7 protein-coding genes are annotated in these 19,074 nt (G+C 28.7%); 3 read left to right on the top strand and 4 right to left on the bottom strand.

What is annotated here, in order from left to right:
• Nucleotides 1-31: 31 nt before the first annotated feature.
• The 3 genes from LPB136_RS13465 to LPB136_RS13475 are packed head-to-tail and all read left to right on the top strand — an operon-like array spanning nt 32 to nt 4,305.
• Nucleotides 32-2,059 carry a PIN domain-containing protein gene (locus LPB136_RS13465; protein WP_158009643.1) on the top strand — a complete coding sequence of 676 codons (2,028 nt, stop codon included), beginning with the start codon at nt 32-34 and terminating at the stop codon, nt 2,057-2,059.
• Nucleotide 2,060: 1 nt separating this feature from the next.
• Nucleotides 2,061-2,699: a hypothetical protein gene (locus LPB136_RS13470; protein WP_083426221.1), complete on the top strand. Its 639-nt coding sequence runs from the start codon at nt 2,061-2,063 to the stop codon at nt 2,697-2,699.
• A 4-nt stretch (nt 2,700-2,703) separates the two neighbouring features.
• A complete protein-coding gene (locus LPB136_RS13475; RefSeq protein WP_072556824.1) occupies nt 2,704-4,305 on the top strand; it encodes an AAA family ATPase in 1,602 nt (533 codons plus the stop codon).
• Nucleotides 4,306-4,362: 57 nt separating this feature from the next.
• Here the strand turns inward: LPB136_RS13475 and LPB136_RS13480 are convergent, their stop codons facing one another.
• The 4 genes from LPB136_RS13480 to LPB136_RS13495 form a co-directional block, all read right to left on the bottom strand.
• On the bottom strand, nt 4,363-4,722 hold the full coding sequence (locus tag LPB136_RS13480) for a DUF7222 domain-containing protein (protein WP_072556825.1): 360 nt from the start codon (nt 4,720-4,722) through the stop codon (nt 4,363-4,365).
• A 176-nt stretch (nt 4,723-4,898) separates the two neighbouring features.
• Nucleotides 4,899-10,751, bottom strand: coding sequence for a hypothetical protein (locus tag LPB136_RS13485; protein WP_072556826.1), 5,853 nt, complete (start codon nt 10,749-10,751; stop codon nt 4,899-4,901).
• A gap of 2 nt (nt 10,752-10,753) precedes the next feature.
• Nucleotides 10,754-17,551: a hypothetical protein gene (locus LPB136_RS13490; protein WP_072556827.1), complete on the bottom strand. Its 6,798-nt coding sequence runs from the start codon at nt 17,549-17,551 to the stop codon at nt 10,754-10,756.
• Between the two features lie 10 nt (nt 17,552-17,561).
• Nucleotides 17,562-19,073 (bottom strand): hypothetical protein, encoded by a 1,512-nt coding sequence (locus LPB136_RS13495; protein ID WP_072556828.1) that lies wholly within the window; start codon nt 19,071-19,073, stop codon nt 17,562-17,564.
• Nucleotide 19,074 lies beyond the last annotated feature (1 nt).

A 19,074-nucleotide genomic window follows, 5' to 3' on the forward strand; every position in this document is an offset into this window, starting at 1 on the left:
AACTATTTGTGGTTTACTAAACATTGAAAGCTTGTTAAGTTTTGAAGATATAGGCGAAATTTTAGGTTTTAATGTAATAGACAATCCTTCTCAAAAAAAATATAAAGATTATGCCGAATATGAAATCTTGAAAGATGCCTTACAAAGTTTAGAAGAATTTGAAATGATAACTACTGGAGATAATTCTTATTCTTATTGTCAATTGACAGATATAGGAAAAGAATACTTTCAAAAAGGTAAAAAATTTAAAGTTCATACAAATAAGCAGTTTGAATTATATTTTGACAATACAAATGACGACCATTCAATAGCAAAAGATAATTTTGAGTTTTTGAAAAGTGTTAATACTGAAGAAAACTCAATTAATTCTAGGATTAATTATGAAGATGAACAACTATTAAAAACATTTGCCGAAAATCAAATCCCTGAAATTTATAATGTTAAAAAAATGAATTCTTTTAAGGATTCTGTTCTAATCGAGAAAGAGCATAAATCAGTAACGTTATATGCTGTTTTTTTAGTTGACGTAAGTTCTGGAAAATATAGAACTCTTGTTTATGAAGATAATTCAAAGTCAATTAACACATATTTCTCTTCATATTTGAACAAAAACAGAGAAAACGCAGACAATTTATTTTTTCAAATTTTACAAAAGTATGGTATTTATCAAAATCCAACTTCTGATGATTTTTTATATAGAGAAGTATTAATTAAATCTCAAAAAGAAATTGAAAAAATAATAGCTGAGGATAAAAATATTTCTGAAAAAATAGCAAAAAACATCAATCAACTAAAATTTATCGAACCTTTTATGTTTATTGATAAATTAGATACAATTATCAAAAATTCAGAAAATGAAGTTTGGCTAATGTTTAATAAGGTATCAAAATTATTGATTGAAACTTTATCTAAAATCATTAATGACATTAACGATAAATACCTTTTTATTTATCTTCCAATTAATGATGATTTAGAAACTGAATTAGAAGAGTTTAAAAGGAAGGTTTCGGAAACTTTAAATTCATATTTAATAATTGGCAACATCGATGAATTTAATGTTATAACAGAAAAATCGAATAAAACATCTATATACAAAAAAGACAATTTCCCTTTAAAAATAAGTAGTAAATCAATCAAATATAAATTCGTTAGAAAACATACCAATGTAGAAATCAAAGAGCACATTGATTCTTTTAGACAAGATTTTGCTGAAGAATATGTGGAAAATATAAGTAATGAAATCGACTCTCTAATTGCTGAAAAAATTAATAGTGATGACTTATCAAATTATAGTATTAAAGAAATTGAGGATATTGATTTTAAAATAAGCCCTTTTTATAATTCAACTGAACACAGTTTAATTTTAAGTGAAATTAAAGAAAATAAGTTAGCATTGTTAAAGGCTGTAAAAAATGCAAGAAATAAGAAAATAGAATCCTTCATTGTGTCAATATTAGAGGAACTGAAAAGTTTAGAGTTATCTGATGAAAGAAAATTTAAAACTTTAAAAGCAAAAACGAATAAAGAGAAAGAAAAATTTGAAGAGATAGAATCAAGTCTGTTTCTAGACTTAGAAAAAAAGTTTTTACTTAAAGAGAAAGAGTTTGAACTAATAAAAAAGAGGAAATCAATAATTATTGACACAAATATCCTAATAGAAGAACCAAAAATAATAGATATAATTGGTTCGCTTCAAAATATCATTTTTTCTGCTAAAGTCATCGATGAACTAGACGGTTTAAAGAATAAAAGTGAAACAAAAAATAAAGCACAAGATGCAATTAGAGAAATTCGTAAACACCAAAAAAAGAGAAATATAAGTTTCAATACAAGTAAAGTTGATAACTTACCAGATGATTTAAATAAAAAATCACCTGATAATATGATTTTATCTGTTGCATTGCAATACCAAAAAAGAAATCCTATTCTTTTAACTAATGATAAGGGTTTGCAGATTAAGGCTGAAATGTTAGAGATACCTGCTAAAACAATTACCGAATTAACCTCTTTACTTTCTCTTAGCAAAAGAAATAAAACCAACAATAGAAAAAAACGATAATATGTCTTGTTTTGAAACATCTACTTTCCTAAAAAACCCTCAAGTTTTTAAAACAGAGGTTTTTATCGAAGCAGTTAAAAAATTTAATTGGGAATATGAAATTAAAAGTGATAATGAAGTTGTTGTTACTAAAATACCAAACACAAATCTTCACGGAGAATATGCAATAAAAATTAAAAATGGAACAGTAACGTATAACAGTTATTACCTCAAAAATGGAAAAGAATTAATTAAAGAGTTACAGAGTGAATTTTTTGTTTTAAATGTCGAATACGCAAAAAAGACTATTCTTACTGAATTTGAAAGTGTTGGGTTTTCTCTAAAAAAAGACTACGACTTTGAACCAAATGAAGAAGTGAAAGAAAAGTTTTTTATGGTTGGATATTCTAAACTAGAAAATGAAGATGAAAAACGAACTGAAATAGAATTTTCAATCCTAAAGGATGGTACTATTATTTCTGATTCAAACTACATTCCATATGATGTCCACGAATTAGCAGATAAAGCAATGGAAGGAATAGAAAAGGCATTCGGAAATACTAGAAGAGAAGGAATAGAAATAAAAAGAAAAGAAATACCAGTAAGATATAAAAATAAGTCATACTGTAGTGCTTCAAATAAAATTATAGCAAAAAATTAAAACAATGGAAAAATCATTTGAAGATTTAAAATATATGCTTGATGCTAATTACCCACTAATTTACCTTGCATCACCAGAATATGGTCGCATAATTCAAAAAGTTAGGAGCACAGCATTCAGAAAAGGATATACATTTAGCACTTGGGATATTGTTGATGGATTACAAATCCATAATAAAGATGAAAATTCAAATAAATTAGATAAAGTCGAGAAACATCCGAATAATGGCGAAACTAAAAATCCTGATTCATTTCTTGAGTTTTTATTAAAAGGTAATAATGAGAACCAAGAATCAAAAGAGATTTTCATTATAGAAGATGCACATAAACAATTTAGAGATGAAAAATTTATAGTTCAACTAAGAAAACTTACTCAATATTTTAAAGTATTAAACAAACACTTACTGTTATTATCACCATTTTTTAAATTGCCTATTGAATTAGAAAAGTATGTGACAGTTCTAAATATGCCATTACCAGATAAAAACGATTTAGAAAAAAGGTTGAGAGTAATAACAAAGGATGAAGTTATAAATGATGATTTAAAAAACTTAATTCTTGATGCAGGTGCTGGATTAACAGATGTTGAAGCTGATTTGGCTTTTCGCTTAGCAAAAGAAAAAGTTGGCTTAAATAGTAAAGATGCAATTAGAATTATTGCAAGTGAAAAAGAACAGATAATAAAGAAAAGTGGAATTCTAGATTATTATCATACAACAGAAAATTTAGATTCAAGTGTTGGTGGTTTAGACAGTTTAAAAGTTTGGTTAAAACAAAGAAGCAAAGCATTTGAAAGAAAGGCGAAAGTATTTGGTTTAAAAGAACCAAAAGGAATGTTGCTTTTAGGTGTTCCTGGAACTGGAAAAAGTTTAACAGCAAAGGCAATTGCTACAGAATGGAATCAACCCTTATTAAAATTAGACATAGGTAAAGTATTTCAATCAGAAGTTGGTAGTAGTGAAAACAACATAAGAAATGCTATAATGACAGCAGAAGCAATTGCGCCTTGTGTTTTGTGGATAGATGAAATCGAAAAAGGATTAAGTACTGCAGGTGGCGAAAAAGATGGAGGAACAAATTCAAGAGTATTTTCAACCATTTTAACTTGGATGCAAGAAAAAACAAAACCAGTTTTTGTAGTTGCAACTGCCAACAATATTAGCAATCTTCCACCTGAACTTTTAAGGAAAGGTCGTTTTGATGAAATCTTTTTTATAGACTTACCAACAAAAAAAGAAAGGAAAAATATATTTGAAATTCATCTCAAGAAAAATAATCAATCAAATATAACTGACTTCAATCCAATAATTAATGAATCTAAATATTTCAATGGAGCTGAAATTGAAGAAACTGTAAAAGAAGCAATGTTTAAGGCATATATTGAAAACAATGAAGAACCAGCAATTAAATTATCACATCTAATTGAATCAGCCAAAGCAATTGTTCCTCTTGCAATCACAATGAAAAATAAAATTGACGGATTAAGAGATTGGGCATCAACAAGAGCTAGACCAGCAAGTTCTGATACAGATAAAGAAGATTTAAAGAAAGATAAATCTAAAAATCAAACATTAACAAAAAGAGAAAAGGAAGAAGATATCTTTTAATCAAATAGCACCTTAGAAGAAAATTAGATACACAATTTTTGTGTATCTAATTCATAATTAATTTTCCATTTCTAAAAAAGAAATAATTTCGCTCATCATATTCTCCCAAGCAAACCAGGATAACCAATTAAAATAGTTGGTTTCATCTTGTGGACTAGGTCTGTTTACTAATTTACCACAATCGTATTCAAATTCATCTAAAATTTGTAATATCGATAAATGATATTTTTTAGCGAAAGCTACTGTGTCTTTATAATAAATCATCCCAGGAACAGATCCGCTGTTTGCTGAGTAATAATCTTGTGGATATTTTTTTATTAATGTCCATTCTACATTGCCTTGTTTCAGTAATTCCTTGTGAAAACCAGGAAACGAACTGTAATTTTCTAAAAACTTTTTTTTACTTAATTTAGACATAATTTGTATTTACATCTAAGGCTTTTATTAGTGTTTTTAGCTCTATAAAAACATGCTGTAAAAATAAAATTTTTATCAATGTTTAGAATAGAAGAAATTCGAAAAGAACAATTCAGTTATTAGTTTGTTCATTGTTTTCAATTAAACATTAATCTACAAAAAACACATAATCCCTTTTATAAGATTGAAAATATATCACTTTCATTTATTAACCCGATAGTATTTTCTACTTCAATTTTAAATTTATAGTAAATTATATTATCGTCTTCATCTAGTTCTTCTAATGAGTTTATATAATTATAAGTGATTATTGAATCATTAGATTCAATTGTTTGAATTAATTCCCAATTATTAAATTCATTTAATATATAAACAAAATACTTGCCTTTATAACAACACTTGTCCCATGATAATTCAATATTATTTAATGACGTGAATGTTTGCTTTGCAGGATCCAAATACGGTTTTGAGGGTGGATTTGTATCTATAATATTAGTTACAATAGTTTTGGATGATTTTGATTTGACAAATTCAATTTTATTATTACCATTATGGTCTTTATATTCTATTTTTCTAACAGTTATTAAATTATAATAGATAGGTTCGCCATAAGGTATCTGATCTAAGTCAGAAAAATCATCTTCAATATAAAAAGGTTTTAATGTGTCAATACTTGACAATTCAATTTCTTTTACAGGTTCAATATCTCTAGGATTTAATGCTACAGCACTGTTATTAAGTCTATAAATTTGAATTTTATTAATGTTTTGACTTTCAACTATTTTATTAATTTCAAAGAGTACACTCGACTTAAAGTCATTTTCATAAGTAGGAAGTTTTACCGTTAAATTTTTAATAACTAAAGGGTTTGGTGGAGTTGTATTAATCAATTGAACAGGGCCAAGGAAATCACTTGCTTTACCAAACTTTAATGCTTTATTCATTTCCCTAACTGTATAAACATATGCTGTATTTTTATTCATATTTCCATCCAAAGTGAAATCAGTAAATAAGATTTCCTTATCTGAAATTATCTTAGCCATTGGAGCCATATCAAACTCATCAGAACTCGGGTGTAATATTTTACCATTTTTATCTCTTAAATTTTGTTTCTTTGGTAAAGGTATATATGCACCATCATTAATAAACTCAGTGATTATTGGGTGTTCCGTTAACGGTAACATACAGGTGGAAATTAAATATCTCATGCGCTTTTTCCATTCATCACTCCAAGGAGTTAAACCTGGGTTTTCATTATCTCCATTAATGACAATATCTCCATCTGGATTAGGAAAAGCGAAAGGATTACCATACAAGTCTGGAAATTCTTTAAAATCACTAGTACTATCACAATCTAATTGCTCTAATTTATTACATTCTAGAGCAAGTAACCCTTTCCATCTATCTTGAAAATGATCATCTCCAGTAATTGGCAAAATCCGTGGTAAAATATCTTCCTTTAAAGTTTTATTACTATATAAAATAGATAGAATTCTATTAATATCTGTTCTAAAAAATACAACTCCCCAAGGTTTCGCCTTAAATTTTGTTTTAAAAGAATATTGTGCTTTTCCATAGAAATTTGGCGGAGTTGCAAATAAAGGTCCAGTAGGTGGATCTGGTTGTTCTAACTTTATAATCTCATTACCAAAAATAATAGCAGGAACACCAACTGGTGAAGAATATGGTATTGAATTGTTATCTAAAACATCATAATCTATAGTTTGTAATCCTATTAATGTTTTTTGTTCCCCTTTTCCAATTTCTGGAAGAATTGTTGTTTCGTTAAATAAAGCAGCATTATCTGAACGCAAATACACTTTGTAAGATGGATAATAATTAACGGATACATTTGAGCCTATTTTAATCTCTGGAGCAATATTAGCAATCTGTATTCTTTTATCTTGATAATTTATTGAGTCATAAGAATTTATTTTATTTACTTGATTTGAATAACTTAAATCACTTGCTATTAATATAAGTTTTTGAGGTGGAATAGTTCCAACATTTTGTATTTCATCAATTTTTAATACTTTTCTTGCTTTTGTTCCTGTTGAATCATTAATAGCATGAACTCGAATAGTTCCCTTAAACCAATCAACAGATGATGTATTTGAATTATTATCTGGAGAAATAAATTGAGGATGATGATCTAAAACTATATTGTTAAATTCAATCTTATAATAAGCAAACTCTTTTATCACATCATTATTAGCTTTATCTTTAACTCTATTATTATCCTTATCAACCATGTACTCTATCATTGTATGATGACTAATATTACAATCATCCCAAAGTCCTCTAACTTTTATATCATTAGGGTTCTGTCCGTTTTCATCTAAATAAGTTTCTGTTTTTACAGAAAAATCATTATTTATTAATTCAATTTCAAAAGACAGTTGATTATCATTTGGTGTTACTTTATCCTTCCAACTAATTGAATTAGAAAAATTTTCTACTATTAAAAACGCATCATGCTCTGAAATTTCTGGTCCTTTATATCCTTGTGTTAATTGATAGTTATTATTTGAACTATTTAAATTAGCTACTCTTTGTTCATTTTTCTTAACCTTAATAGTAGGATAGGTACCATCGGTATTTACGGTTAGAATTTCTACAATCTCATATTGTTCAGAAGAATAAGAAAATAAACTACCTACATAATTGGGGTAATCATCTAAGTTAATTTTGGGTATTAAGATTTCACCTGTACTGTGATAATCAAAATCTTTTGTTTCAATGAAACAAAATTTAGAATCCGTATCATCATAAACGTTTTTTACACCTCCAATTATATTATCAGGAAATTTTTTACTGTGGAATATTCTAATTTTATTTCCCCAAGAATAATTTTTCTCTTGTACATGATTATAATCAAAAATTAATCGCACCAATGTTTTATCACCATTTATGCCTTTCAACCAATCTTGTTCATCTTTTGTAGTCAACATTGGTAGTCCTTCTTCTTGTATTAAATGAACATTAATATTTGAAGGAGGCATTAGAGTATTCTCTACATTAAATTTTGTTTCATTTGTGCTAACTTCATTAGATAGCACACTAGTTCTATAAAAGATATTTACAGGATATGAGTTGTAATGATTAAACCCTTCACTTTCAATTGCATGAATATAGTTTGGTTTATCACTTTCTTTATTAAATAATGCCAAAGCATTTTCTTTATACGAATCAGAACTTTCTAAAAAAGCCTCTTCATGTAACAAATCTGGTTTATTCCAAGATGGAGCATCGTCTTGTTTATTTTTAAACCCAAGAAAAATGGGATTCGAAAATTCACTAGACTCAAACTCTATGTTTGGATTAAAAAACGAATTACTTAAAGAATAATCTGTTTCTAATTGCGCTTTTAGATTAACATATCGAGTATTCATTTTAAACGCATATCCTTCTTCATCAGTAATTGATAAAGGCTCAGAGGTAGCATTATCAATTTTTAATCCATAGGTAATTGGAAGCATTTTTAATTTTTGAGGCAATCTTTCATCTTCTACTCCTGTAGGCAAACTAAAATATATGTGTTTAGTATAATATTCTTCGTTATAATCTTCAGGGTTTTTAATTGTTTCGTACTCAGCAAAATAAATAAACTGCTCGCTCTCATTAACAAAGTTATCTATAAAACCAAGTCCAAGCATTCTTGCATTATGATAATCAAGTGAAGCTAATTGAATGAAATCTAAGTAACTAACCTCCATTTTTGATTCATCTTTCTCATTACTAAAAGATCCTTCTGATTGTTGGTGTTCAAAAATTGCTTTTGGGTCAGTTTCACTTAATGTAATAAATTTATCAACTCCTTTTCCTAGACCAAAATCAGTGTCTTTCCATCTGTCTTTATAATTTTGTGCTTTAATTACTTGATTCGAATCAAACTTATGCCATAAAGCATCAATTTTATATTTAGATAAATCTTCTAAACGTTTAAAAACTTTAGACTGGTTTTTCTCTAAAGCAAAATTACCAATAAACTCTGCTTGGTTTTTCCTAGTTCTAAGGATATCAGAGTAGCTTTCTAATACAATACTAATTGAAGAATTTAATTGAACAGAAAATCTTATAAATGAAACGTTCTCTGCTATAATTCTACATAAAGTTGTGGTAGAGTTATAGGTTTTCCTAGTGGAAATTATAGGATCATCTTCAGCATAAGATCTGTTTTCTACGGAAAACGTTTCTAACCTAAGAGTAGAATTCGCATCTTTTAAAATATTAATAGCAAAACTTAACTCATCTTTGCATGAAAATTTAAACGTGTTTAGACCATAAGCAGTTAATAATTCTTGAGCTTTCTTGAGATTATTTATTGCACCAATACTATTTCTTATGGCTGTATATTTTGTATTGTTTTCAAACTCTAAATAGTATGTTTTTTCTCTCCATTTATAAACCCAAATAAAGTCATCATCATTAATCGTATGTGGAAATTCATTAAAAATATTGATACCATTATTTAATGATCGCTCAGCATTATAGGGTACTCTGTAAACTTTTACAAAATCATCTTTTTTATTAAAACAAAGATTATTAGTTGCATAATTCCCTTTAGGTAAATGATTGTCTCCTAAATTACCTGTTAAAAACCAACGTAAATGATTTCCATACGATGAATCTATGCCTTTTGAACCAGCGGATTGTAAACTTAAATATGGAGATTGTAATTTGTAGTTATCTCCAAAATTAAATGGAACTTTTTTATAAGGGATTTCTTTTGGATTATCATTAGGATCCCCATTAGGATTATCATTTGGGTCGTCATTTGGATCTGAATCCTCACAAATAGAAATTGCAGTCACTTTTAGTTCAGTATTGACTAAAAACTCCACATTATTTAGTATAACTTCTAATTTGTTTAATTTTAAATTAACCGTTTCAAAAGCAACGTCTTCAATCCAGCTTTCATTAGCATCATTGTCAACAACTTTACAAGATTGAAAAGAAGCGTCTGTCTGAATAACCAAACCTTTAGTATCTTTTTTATCTTCAGTAATTCCTCCATGTATTTGGAGATAATCGTTATTCTTATCTAAACCGTATAAAGTGTAATTTTTTAAATCAAAAGATTGATTTTTTATAATATTAAATTTCGAGTCAAAAACTAAAATATTTTGTTTTTTTGACTTAGAACCGTGAGCAATGCAAACGTAATGATTTTGATACTTTACTGCCTTTGTAACTGTCACATCTCCTAAACCTAAATCAAAAACTTTAGTTTGTGATACTTTTAACTCCTTGGGGGTTCTATTACAAGCAAGAATAGTTAAATACGCCTTTTTATTTTTAATATAATTTCCAAAAAGAATTAAGCCTCTTTCTTTTTCTACTAATATATTGTCTATTCTAGGAACTATATTTAATCCTTTAATTGTAAAGGTCTTCGTTTTTTTAAATTCAGAAGATAACAATGTAATTAATCCTTTATTTGGACCAGCAGCAGCTGAACCATATAATAAAATGGATTTTTGATATAGAATAGCTCCTCTATACTGATCATCCCATATTCTAGAAATCTTAATTGAATTAGTAATACTAAAATCTAAATTCAATTTTATACAACAAACAGTATCTTTTTTGTTTGTGGGCGATTCAATAAAACCAAGTGAAATAAAAATTTCTTCATTATTTAAAAGTAATAATGATTGTATATTTCTTATATAATTTATTTTAATTTCTTTATGATGCAATAGATCAGATTCAAAATTAAAAACAAATAGATAGGGTATTATAGAATGCCCTTCACTTTGATAATATCCTAGAATAACAAAATTGCCTTGAGGATCTAGAATAGCTTTGCTAAAAAACAATCGCTTATTTTCTAACCCAAATTCAATTGCATTAGGATTGGCTTGCTCAGCTTCATTACCTAATCCTGAAAGTACAATTCCCTTTTCAGAATTCCCAAAAGTGTATTGAACACCATTTAGACCAACCAGAATTTTAAGAATAGAATAATTATTATCAAGATCACTTGACCCAGTTAAATTATATGATTTTGTATATAAATTAGCCATAATTAAACATTTAAATTTTTAGTAGTAAAACTTGGTGGTATTTCAACATATTTATCTTGATTATTATCCCATTGTAAATAATCAAACCTGAATTTTAGATTGTTTGGTAAATTTGTGTTACTCATATTTAATATTAAAACTTCAGTACGGTCTTTAGAATAAATAGAAACAAATTTTGATTTTAACCAAGTAGAGTTAAATAATAATTCAAGGTTGGATTCTAAATTACTCATAGTGTCATTTTCAAAATCAATACTATATTTATCATAAAGAGATTGTTTTAGATTATCATAAATTGGAAATATACTTTTTTCAATAACCTCATTTGGAATTCTAGGATCATTTAAAGGTTCAACTGAGCGAATCCAAGTTCCAATAAAATGGTTTGTATTAGTTTCTACCAAAAGATTAAATTCTGTTCCAACTGGTGGTAACATTTCTTTTAATCCTGGCAGATATTCTTTCACAATTCTCTCACAATCATTAGGGTATGCTTGTAGCGTTTTGTCATCATAAGGATAATGAGCTTCCATACCAACAGCAATAAGAAGAGTCTTTACAATTTCTTTTGTAGCTGTAGTTACATCATTTCCTAATTCTAAATTAATTGTGTAAACCGCATCTTTAGTATCTCCTGCTTTTCCTTTTAGTTTATAACTATTAATATGCTCTTGTAGATTTGCAAAACGAGAGGTTTGAAATGGATAAGAATGTATGTTTTTTTCTGTTCCATTGTAGATACCAAATACTACAGCATTATATAGTTTTGAAGGTAATAAGTGTTCTACCTTAACCTCCATATTTTTTTGTAGAGGAGTTATAGGATCGCCTCCTATTTGCCAACACGTTTGCCCATCAAAATCTGGATTTTTTATTTTAGGATTACGCAAATTGTTAATAGCCTCAATTCCTTTTGGGATTGGTGGATTATCATTCTCTTTCCAAGCAACAGTTGAAACTGGGAATTGCGAAATAACAGCTAATTGATGTTGGTTTTCAGTTGTTAATTCTGAGTCCTTTACACCAAAATTTTCAGTTGGGTCTTTCACTCGTAACCCAATATCACAATCACTTTCTCCTAAATTTTTATAATCTGGCCATTTGTTAAACATATGGTACACGAATGGATGATTATAGAATATTTTTAAATCTGGATTCTCAAAATAAAGAGGTTTCGCATTAATGATATTACCAGTAGTATCTGGATACGATATTTTATGATTGATATAGCTTCTTAAACTTAATTCAGGCACATCTAACTGCATTTCAAATACTTCAATCTTATTATTGAATTCATCTAGAATGAATTCTCCAAGTTCATCTAATTTATATTTTCTATCCTTACGCTTTCCATCACTTTCCAGCTTAAATTGATCTTTAACTGATTGGCTCAAATGTTCTAAACCAAAATGCCCTATTGGACCTTGAGTTTTAAATTGAATATAATACGTTTCTTCAACTGGAAGAGTAACTCCACTAATATTCTCTTTAGTTATAATTTCTAGACAATAATTAATGTCTGGCTTCCAAATAGGAGCAATTACCTTGTTCGCTAATTGCATGGAATCATATTCAGCTTCTAGAGCTGCAACCGAAGGAATAGAATTATTATACAACACATCTTCTTCTGTTAACCAACATATTTGATGTATGTAAGTAGCACATTTATCTATGTTGCCTTCTTTTTCATTTGGATTAATTTTTTCTTTTAAAATATATAAACTCCTAATTTTTTCTGATATTTCTTTACATTCATTTTCTTTTTCATTTAATGTATTTGTCCATTTTTCGCAATTTCCTTTAGCCTTCTCATAATCTCTTTTCAATCTTTTATGAAGTCTTGATACATAATTTTTATATGTCTCACAATATTTTTCATTTAGTTTAGAAATTTGTTCAATTAACTTTGCTAGGTTGCGATCAATTTTTCTTTTTTCTAAATTTTGTAGACAGTTTTTATCATTATTTATAATACATTCTCCTTTAATAAAACACAATTCTAAAAGCTCTTCTTTTTCAGTAGAAATTTCACAAAACTTATTTTTATTATTAAGTGCAATTTCTATTTCATTTTTACAAGACTCTTGCTGTTTTTCTAGATTTTTTATTTCTTGTTCAGTTTCTTTTATTTCTTGTTCGGAAGTTGTTTTAGGGCAGCTTATAGCCGTTAGACTATTTAGCTCATTTATTTTTCTTTTTAAGGCTACTTTATATTCTTTTGATTTCTGCTCTTCAAGTAATAATAATTCTAATTCGTGAATTTCATTTTTCAATTTGTTAGCCTTATTTAAATCATAAGCAACAGGTTCTATACTGATTTTTCGAATAGTAGTTTCTTCGCTTAAATATGTAACATCAACTAACCAATCTGGACTTGCTAATAATCGCTCTTCAATTAAAATATATTCTTCTCCTAAAGTTTTTTCTACTTCTTCTACCACCACTTCGACTCCATCAACTTCTTCTTTAAGGTCTTGAAAAACAGTAATATTCCTAATGCCATAGAAACTAATTTTCACATTCTTGGCATAACTAAATAGTTTTGTTTTACATTCTAATACAGCTTCAGGAAATACTATCTCAAATACTCCTTGATTGCTCATTTTTATAGAATGAGGAATATTAAATACATTTAGAAATGGTAGAACACTAGCATCATGTTTTAAAGATTTTATAAGCAAATCTTTAAATTTTGTATTTTTATCTTTTATGAAATAATTTTCTGGATTCCAATTTTCACAATGCCAAGACTTTTCTTTTGCTCTACAAAATAAAGTACCTGCTGTCATCCCTATTTGTTCGGGTACAAATTTATTGGGTGAATTATTTGTAAAGCTAAAAGGCGAATTCGATAATATTCGCATTTTATTATATTCCTTCCCTTGTTTTTGCCAATACCCAATTTTTAAATCAGAAGGAATTATAGCTGGATCCATGAAAGAATCAGAACCTAGAGCTTCATAAGGATGATAATCTACCCAATTAGAAGTTGTATTATTCCAAGCTTTAATATTTACTTCTTCAATAAAAAAGGAATGATCAACTCTTGTTGAAACTGATGCTGGAGGAACCGCTTCTGTATTTTGTGAAGGCGGATTGGTAAATCCTCCAATGCTGACTAAATTAGTTGGATCAACAGCTTTGTTAAGCATAATATCAATAAAAGTATCCATAGGAATTACAGTGGCATCATCATTTTTACTTGGGAAACCACCATTATTTTTTACGATAGAATTTAACTGGTAAGGTTGTTCAGAACCTATATGAAAAGCTGAAACAAACTCATTATTTTCTTCTATTTTTATCACTCCAATAGGAGTTCTATCTATTTGCTTGTTTAACTCCCATTTAAAGTTAATATCAGCACATTTTTTAATTTTCTTAATTCTTAAATTAACAACAACACAAACTTTAACGCCTCCTTTAATTAAGAATGGTTTTGGTAGAGTTGCCATCAAATAGGCATCTAAACCAATGTAGAATCCTACACCAAATACTTTAATATCAACACTACCTCCAAGTGCAATTCCTCCACCAACTTGAAACTGCTTAAAGCTCATCATTACCCATGTATCTAGGTATGCATGTGCCGAAACCTTAACTGGTCCATATTTTTTCTTAAAGTCGAATTTCATTCCTGCACCAGCTTGCACTCCTTGTGCAGAAAGCATTAAATAAGCGTAGGCATTTAAATTGAAAACTTCTTTAATTACTCTGGCTACATTTGGTTTTTGTTTTGTACCTAAATGAATATACCAAGCAGAAGGATTATTAAAGAAGAATGCCATTTGAGCTTCTACTTCAAACTCTACAAACTGCCCTTTGTCTTTATTCATTTTAAAATCTGCACCCATACCAATAGAAATAAATTCTTTGGTAATGGCTAAATAAGCAAAAAATGGCACTTCAGAACTCAATGGTGTAACTTGTGGTCCCATTACATTAGCTCTTCCAGATATCAATAAGAATTGAGGAATAGACAAGAACAGAAATGCTTCCATTGAAAACGTTTCTGGGTCTGCTGTAGTTGCAATTGTTAAACCAGCACCAATAGAAATTGGTGTATCTGTGTTTTCCATATCTTCATCTTCTGGATACACTATTTTACCCAAATGCAATCCGTTATCTGGATTGTTAGCATTTAGTGGATTTGGCCTTTTTTCTTTATAAAAATCAAAAAATACTTTAGGGTCTTGTAATGCTCCATCTGGTAAATCTGGTGCATATCGTAAACCAAACAATCCTCTAAATGAAAATATACCTAAAGGTGTTGGGCCCAAAGGAATAGGCACTGGTAAGCTTAAAAAAGAATCAATCACAAATGCAGGTACTTTTGGTCGCATTTTCATAGCCGCACCACCAGAAAGCCCAATTTGAGGCAAACTAAATGAAATGCCACCTTCATATTCTACCTCACGCATCGATAAATAGCCTTTAATAATTAAGGCAGCATCTTCTTCACTTGCTGTAGCTGGAATAATAAGATTAACACCAATACCATTAATCTTTAAGTACATTACAGAGCCATCTTCATTAAACATCAGTTTAATTCCATCTCCTCTCATGTCTAAACCAGCACTTCCTGCACTCACACCACAATCGAAACCAATAAATTTTAATTTTGGGTTTACATCTTCAGAACCCATGGTAATGTTCGTTATAGAAACCTCAACTGGACCTAAAGCCATGGTTACTGCTGCTGGAATTGGAATAGAACCACCTTCAATTTCAAAACTACCATCGCTATAAACTCTTAGTTTTTCAATTTCTATTGGGTCTTTTAAATAATCTTTTAGAAATTCATTATTATCAAAATGAATACTACCCGAAGTTTCTATGTATGTTTTTGCATCATCTTGACCTAATTCTAATTTGTCTACTTTAATATAGAAAACATCTTTAATTCCAAAACAAAGCCCATTTTCTGGTGATGCACTCATCTTAAAATCACCATCATTTTCAAAAAAGGCCTGTAAATTTATTTTTAGGTCTCCTGCAAGATATTTTTGAGTTTCAGGTACAAATTGCTTGAATTTAGGAATGGTAATAAATCCTTTAATTTCAGATTCTATAACTTTATTCTGAATCATTTTTAAATAGAAGCTATTAAACCCTATTTCCCAAGCTCCTTTTTCTAAATTTCCACTAGCATCTTTTTTGCCAAATAAATAACTTAAAGAACCATCTGAAGAAACAAATTTTTCTAGTTTTCCATCTTTATCTACAAAAATAGAACCGCCATTATTTAATAAATATCTTCCTTTTTCTAGAAGTTCAGTACCAACTTTTACTTCATCACCTTTATCAATTAAATCTGGATCATTATCCGTATTAGTTCCTGAAGCTTTTAATATAGTTATTGTTCTTCCATCTTTTAGAAGTGTATTCTCTTCTAATTTAGCATCCATTCCTGCTACTGCTTCTAAACCAAAAATACCAGTAACACCACCTGTACCAACAAGTACATCTTTTGCATAAAGTTTTAAAGTTGAGCCATCGGGATCAAACGTAAACCATTTGTCTGGTAAATAAATGTTTGCATTGGCAATGAATGCTCCAATAAAATCATCTGGTCTATCATCTGCAATGGCTTCTGCTATATTTTTCTTTCTACTTAAATCTAATTTAATATTTAGTAACTCTAGCCTCAATTCCATTTTAGGAATCATACAATGAGGTAAACTTGTGCTTTGAGATTCTAAAATATCGATATCAAAACCTGTTTGAGTATGGTATTTAACTGCTCCTGCTGTAAACTCAATTGCTGCACGTTTATATTCTACTGGTGAGGTTCCTGGAATAGGTGTTTCGTCTTCTACCCATAATAATCCTCCTACTTGTGTAATTTGTTTTACGGGCACTAACCATTTTCTTGGAAACTGCAATGCCATTTTAATTTCGGTTAATTCGAAACCAAATTGTGGTATTAGTAAATACTCTACATCTTCTTTAGTAATATTACCCAACCAAGTTTGGAAAAGTTCAAAAAGTTTATCGAATTTTTGATCTAAATCTCCAGCATCTTTTAAAGCCGCTTTAATAAATATTTTGTAGATATCAACATCTATATCTGCTGTATCTTTTATGATATCAAAAGAAGTTTTTGCAGTATCAACCGCTGTTTTGATATCAGTAAAATCTTGATTTCCTGTAATTGTTTTATAATTCTGTGCAATTTCAATGAGTGAATAATCATCTAAAAGATTCCCTACAGCTGTTTTTATGTTTCCAATTTGTGTGATAATATTAGACAATTCTGCTTTAATATTTGCTCCGCCAGTCCAATTATCATGTATGCTTTGAAAATTAGCTTTTACTTCATCTATAGCATTGTCATATGGAGAAGTACCACCGTTTAAAAATACATTAATAATTTCTTCAACAACTTCTTGTTCGCTTTCTATATCTGCCATAGATAGTAGAATGTCTAAAAAAGCATCTGGAGCATAAGAAAAACCTTTAGTTTCAAACTCATTGATATAACGTTTAATAGGCCAACGCCAATCCATAGCAATTGGAAAGTTAGAATAGCCAGTAGTTTTACCATGAAAAAACACCAAATGCATACCTGTACCCAATAAAGGTAAGTCTAACTCTTTACCTAATAATGTTAAACTATAAAAAGCAGTATCTCCATCTGGTGAATGCTCTACTATATAATTGGTATAGCGTAAATCTCCTAAAAGAAAGTTAATGCCACCTTGAACAAATTGCTCAACTGCTTTTAAATCTTCTGGGATAGCACTTGCGTCTATGAGAGTAGAAAGTTTTGGATGGTATGTTGTTGGTGTTGTTGGCATATTTATTAATTTATTTTAAATGAGAATACCATTTTTTATATAAAGTTTCTTTGTCTAATTCCAGATGAGCTGAATTAGTAACAGGTGTACTGCTAAATTCAAATATCGTATCGATTAAAAATTGTTCATCAACATTCAAATATGCCCCCCAAGATTTAAACTTCCATTCAAAATAATAATAGTCAACTAAATAATTTGTTTTTAGTCCTCCTCCTCCAGATGCGCCTGGGGAAGGATAGGTCATATAAGAACTTGTATCCTCTCGTGCATAATAATAGGAACTAAAATCTCTAAGGTTATTATTTGGCGGGAGAAGGTTTTGTTTCTGGGTTTTAAGTTTGAAATCATTTTTATCCTCTAAATTTGAAAATGTATTAGTACTTTTTGAGGGAAACATAGTGCTAGTGACAAAATATTTAAGAATATTTTTTAAATGCTCTTTGTAATTAATATCATCAATTTCTATTACACTAGATAATGCGCCAAAAACATTATTTTGTTGATGAAATAACTTTTCATAAAGAATATTATATTGATGAAAATTATAACCAGCATTGGATTCATTTTTGTTAAGTAAAAATTTTTTTAACTCATTATAATTGTCTTTCAATATATCATAATGGTTATAAATTTCTGTACGTATATCATACAGGTTAAATCTATCACCAGTATTTGATAATGATTTTATTGAAAGCTTAATTACAGGTTTTCCAATTTCACCAATTATTTTTACAGTTACCGCACTTAATGAAGCAACTGCACCAAGTGGGATAATAGCAATTGAAAATATCGTAGTCGCAAGAATAGAAATTATTGAAGTTGTTTTCTTGTTAAAATCTATTAATCCTTTTTCTTGTTGCTTAAAAGCAGGATGATACTTATTGACAATCTTATCAATTAAATCATCAATTTTTTCTAAAATAGTTTCGTTTAAGTACCTAGAGACTGTATTAGGTACGGATAATTTTGAAGCTGAATTTGGCTTTATGACTTCAGCCATTTCTGATAAAGCCATTAAATGAAATATATAATGCTGATATCTATAGAATACTAAATATTTGAAGTCATTATGTTTAATGTCGATAATATGTTGTACACCATCTCCCCTAACTTTAAAATATAAAACAGGAAAAACGTCTTTATCATTTAAACTATTACTAATTTTAAATTTTTCAAAATCAAAAACTTTAATTATACTATCATTAATAATGAAATAATCATCGCTATTTCCGAAGACAATATGAGTAGAGTCACTACCAGTCCTAAATTGTAAAGTCTCTATTTCATCAAAAATCAAAAATCTGAAGTGATTAGCATATTTTGTTTGAAAAACAGATGCAAACTTAACTTCAACTAAGTCATCAAATAAAAGGCCGTTTTGAAAAGGCCCAATTTTCTCTTCAGATATAGTTTCATAATAATATCCAACTGTTTCAATTAGTTCTAAATGATTTTTAACTCCTGCAGAAGTGATATTCTTAGTATTACTTGTATTAGCATTTGTACTAATTAAAATCTCCATA

This window comes from Tenacibaculum todarodis (assembly GCF_001889045.1).
GTDB classification, from domain to species: domain Bacteria; phylum Bacteroidota; class Bacteroidia; order Flavobacteriales; family Flavobacteriaceae; genus Polaribacter; species Polaribacter todarodis.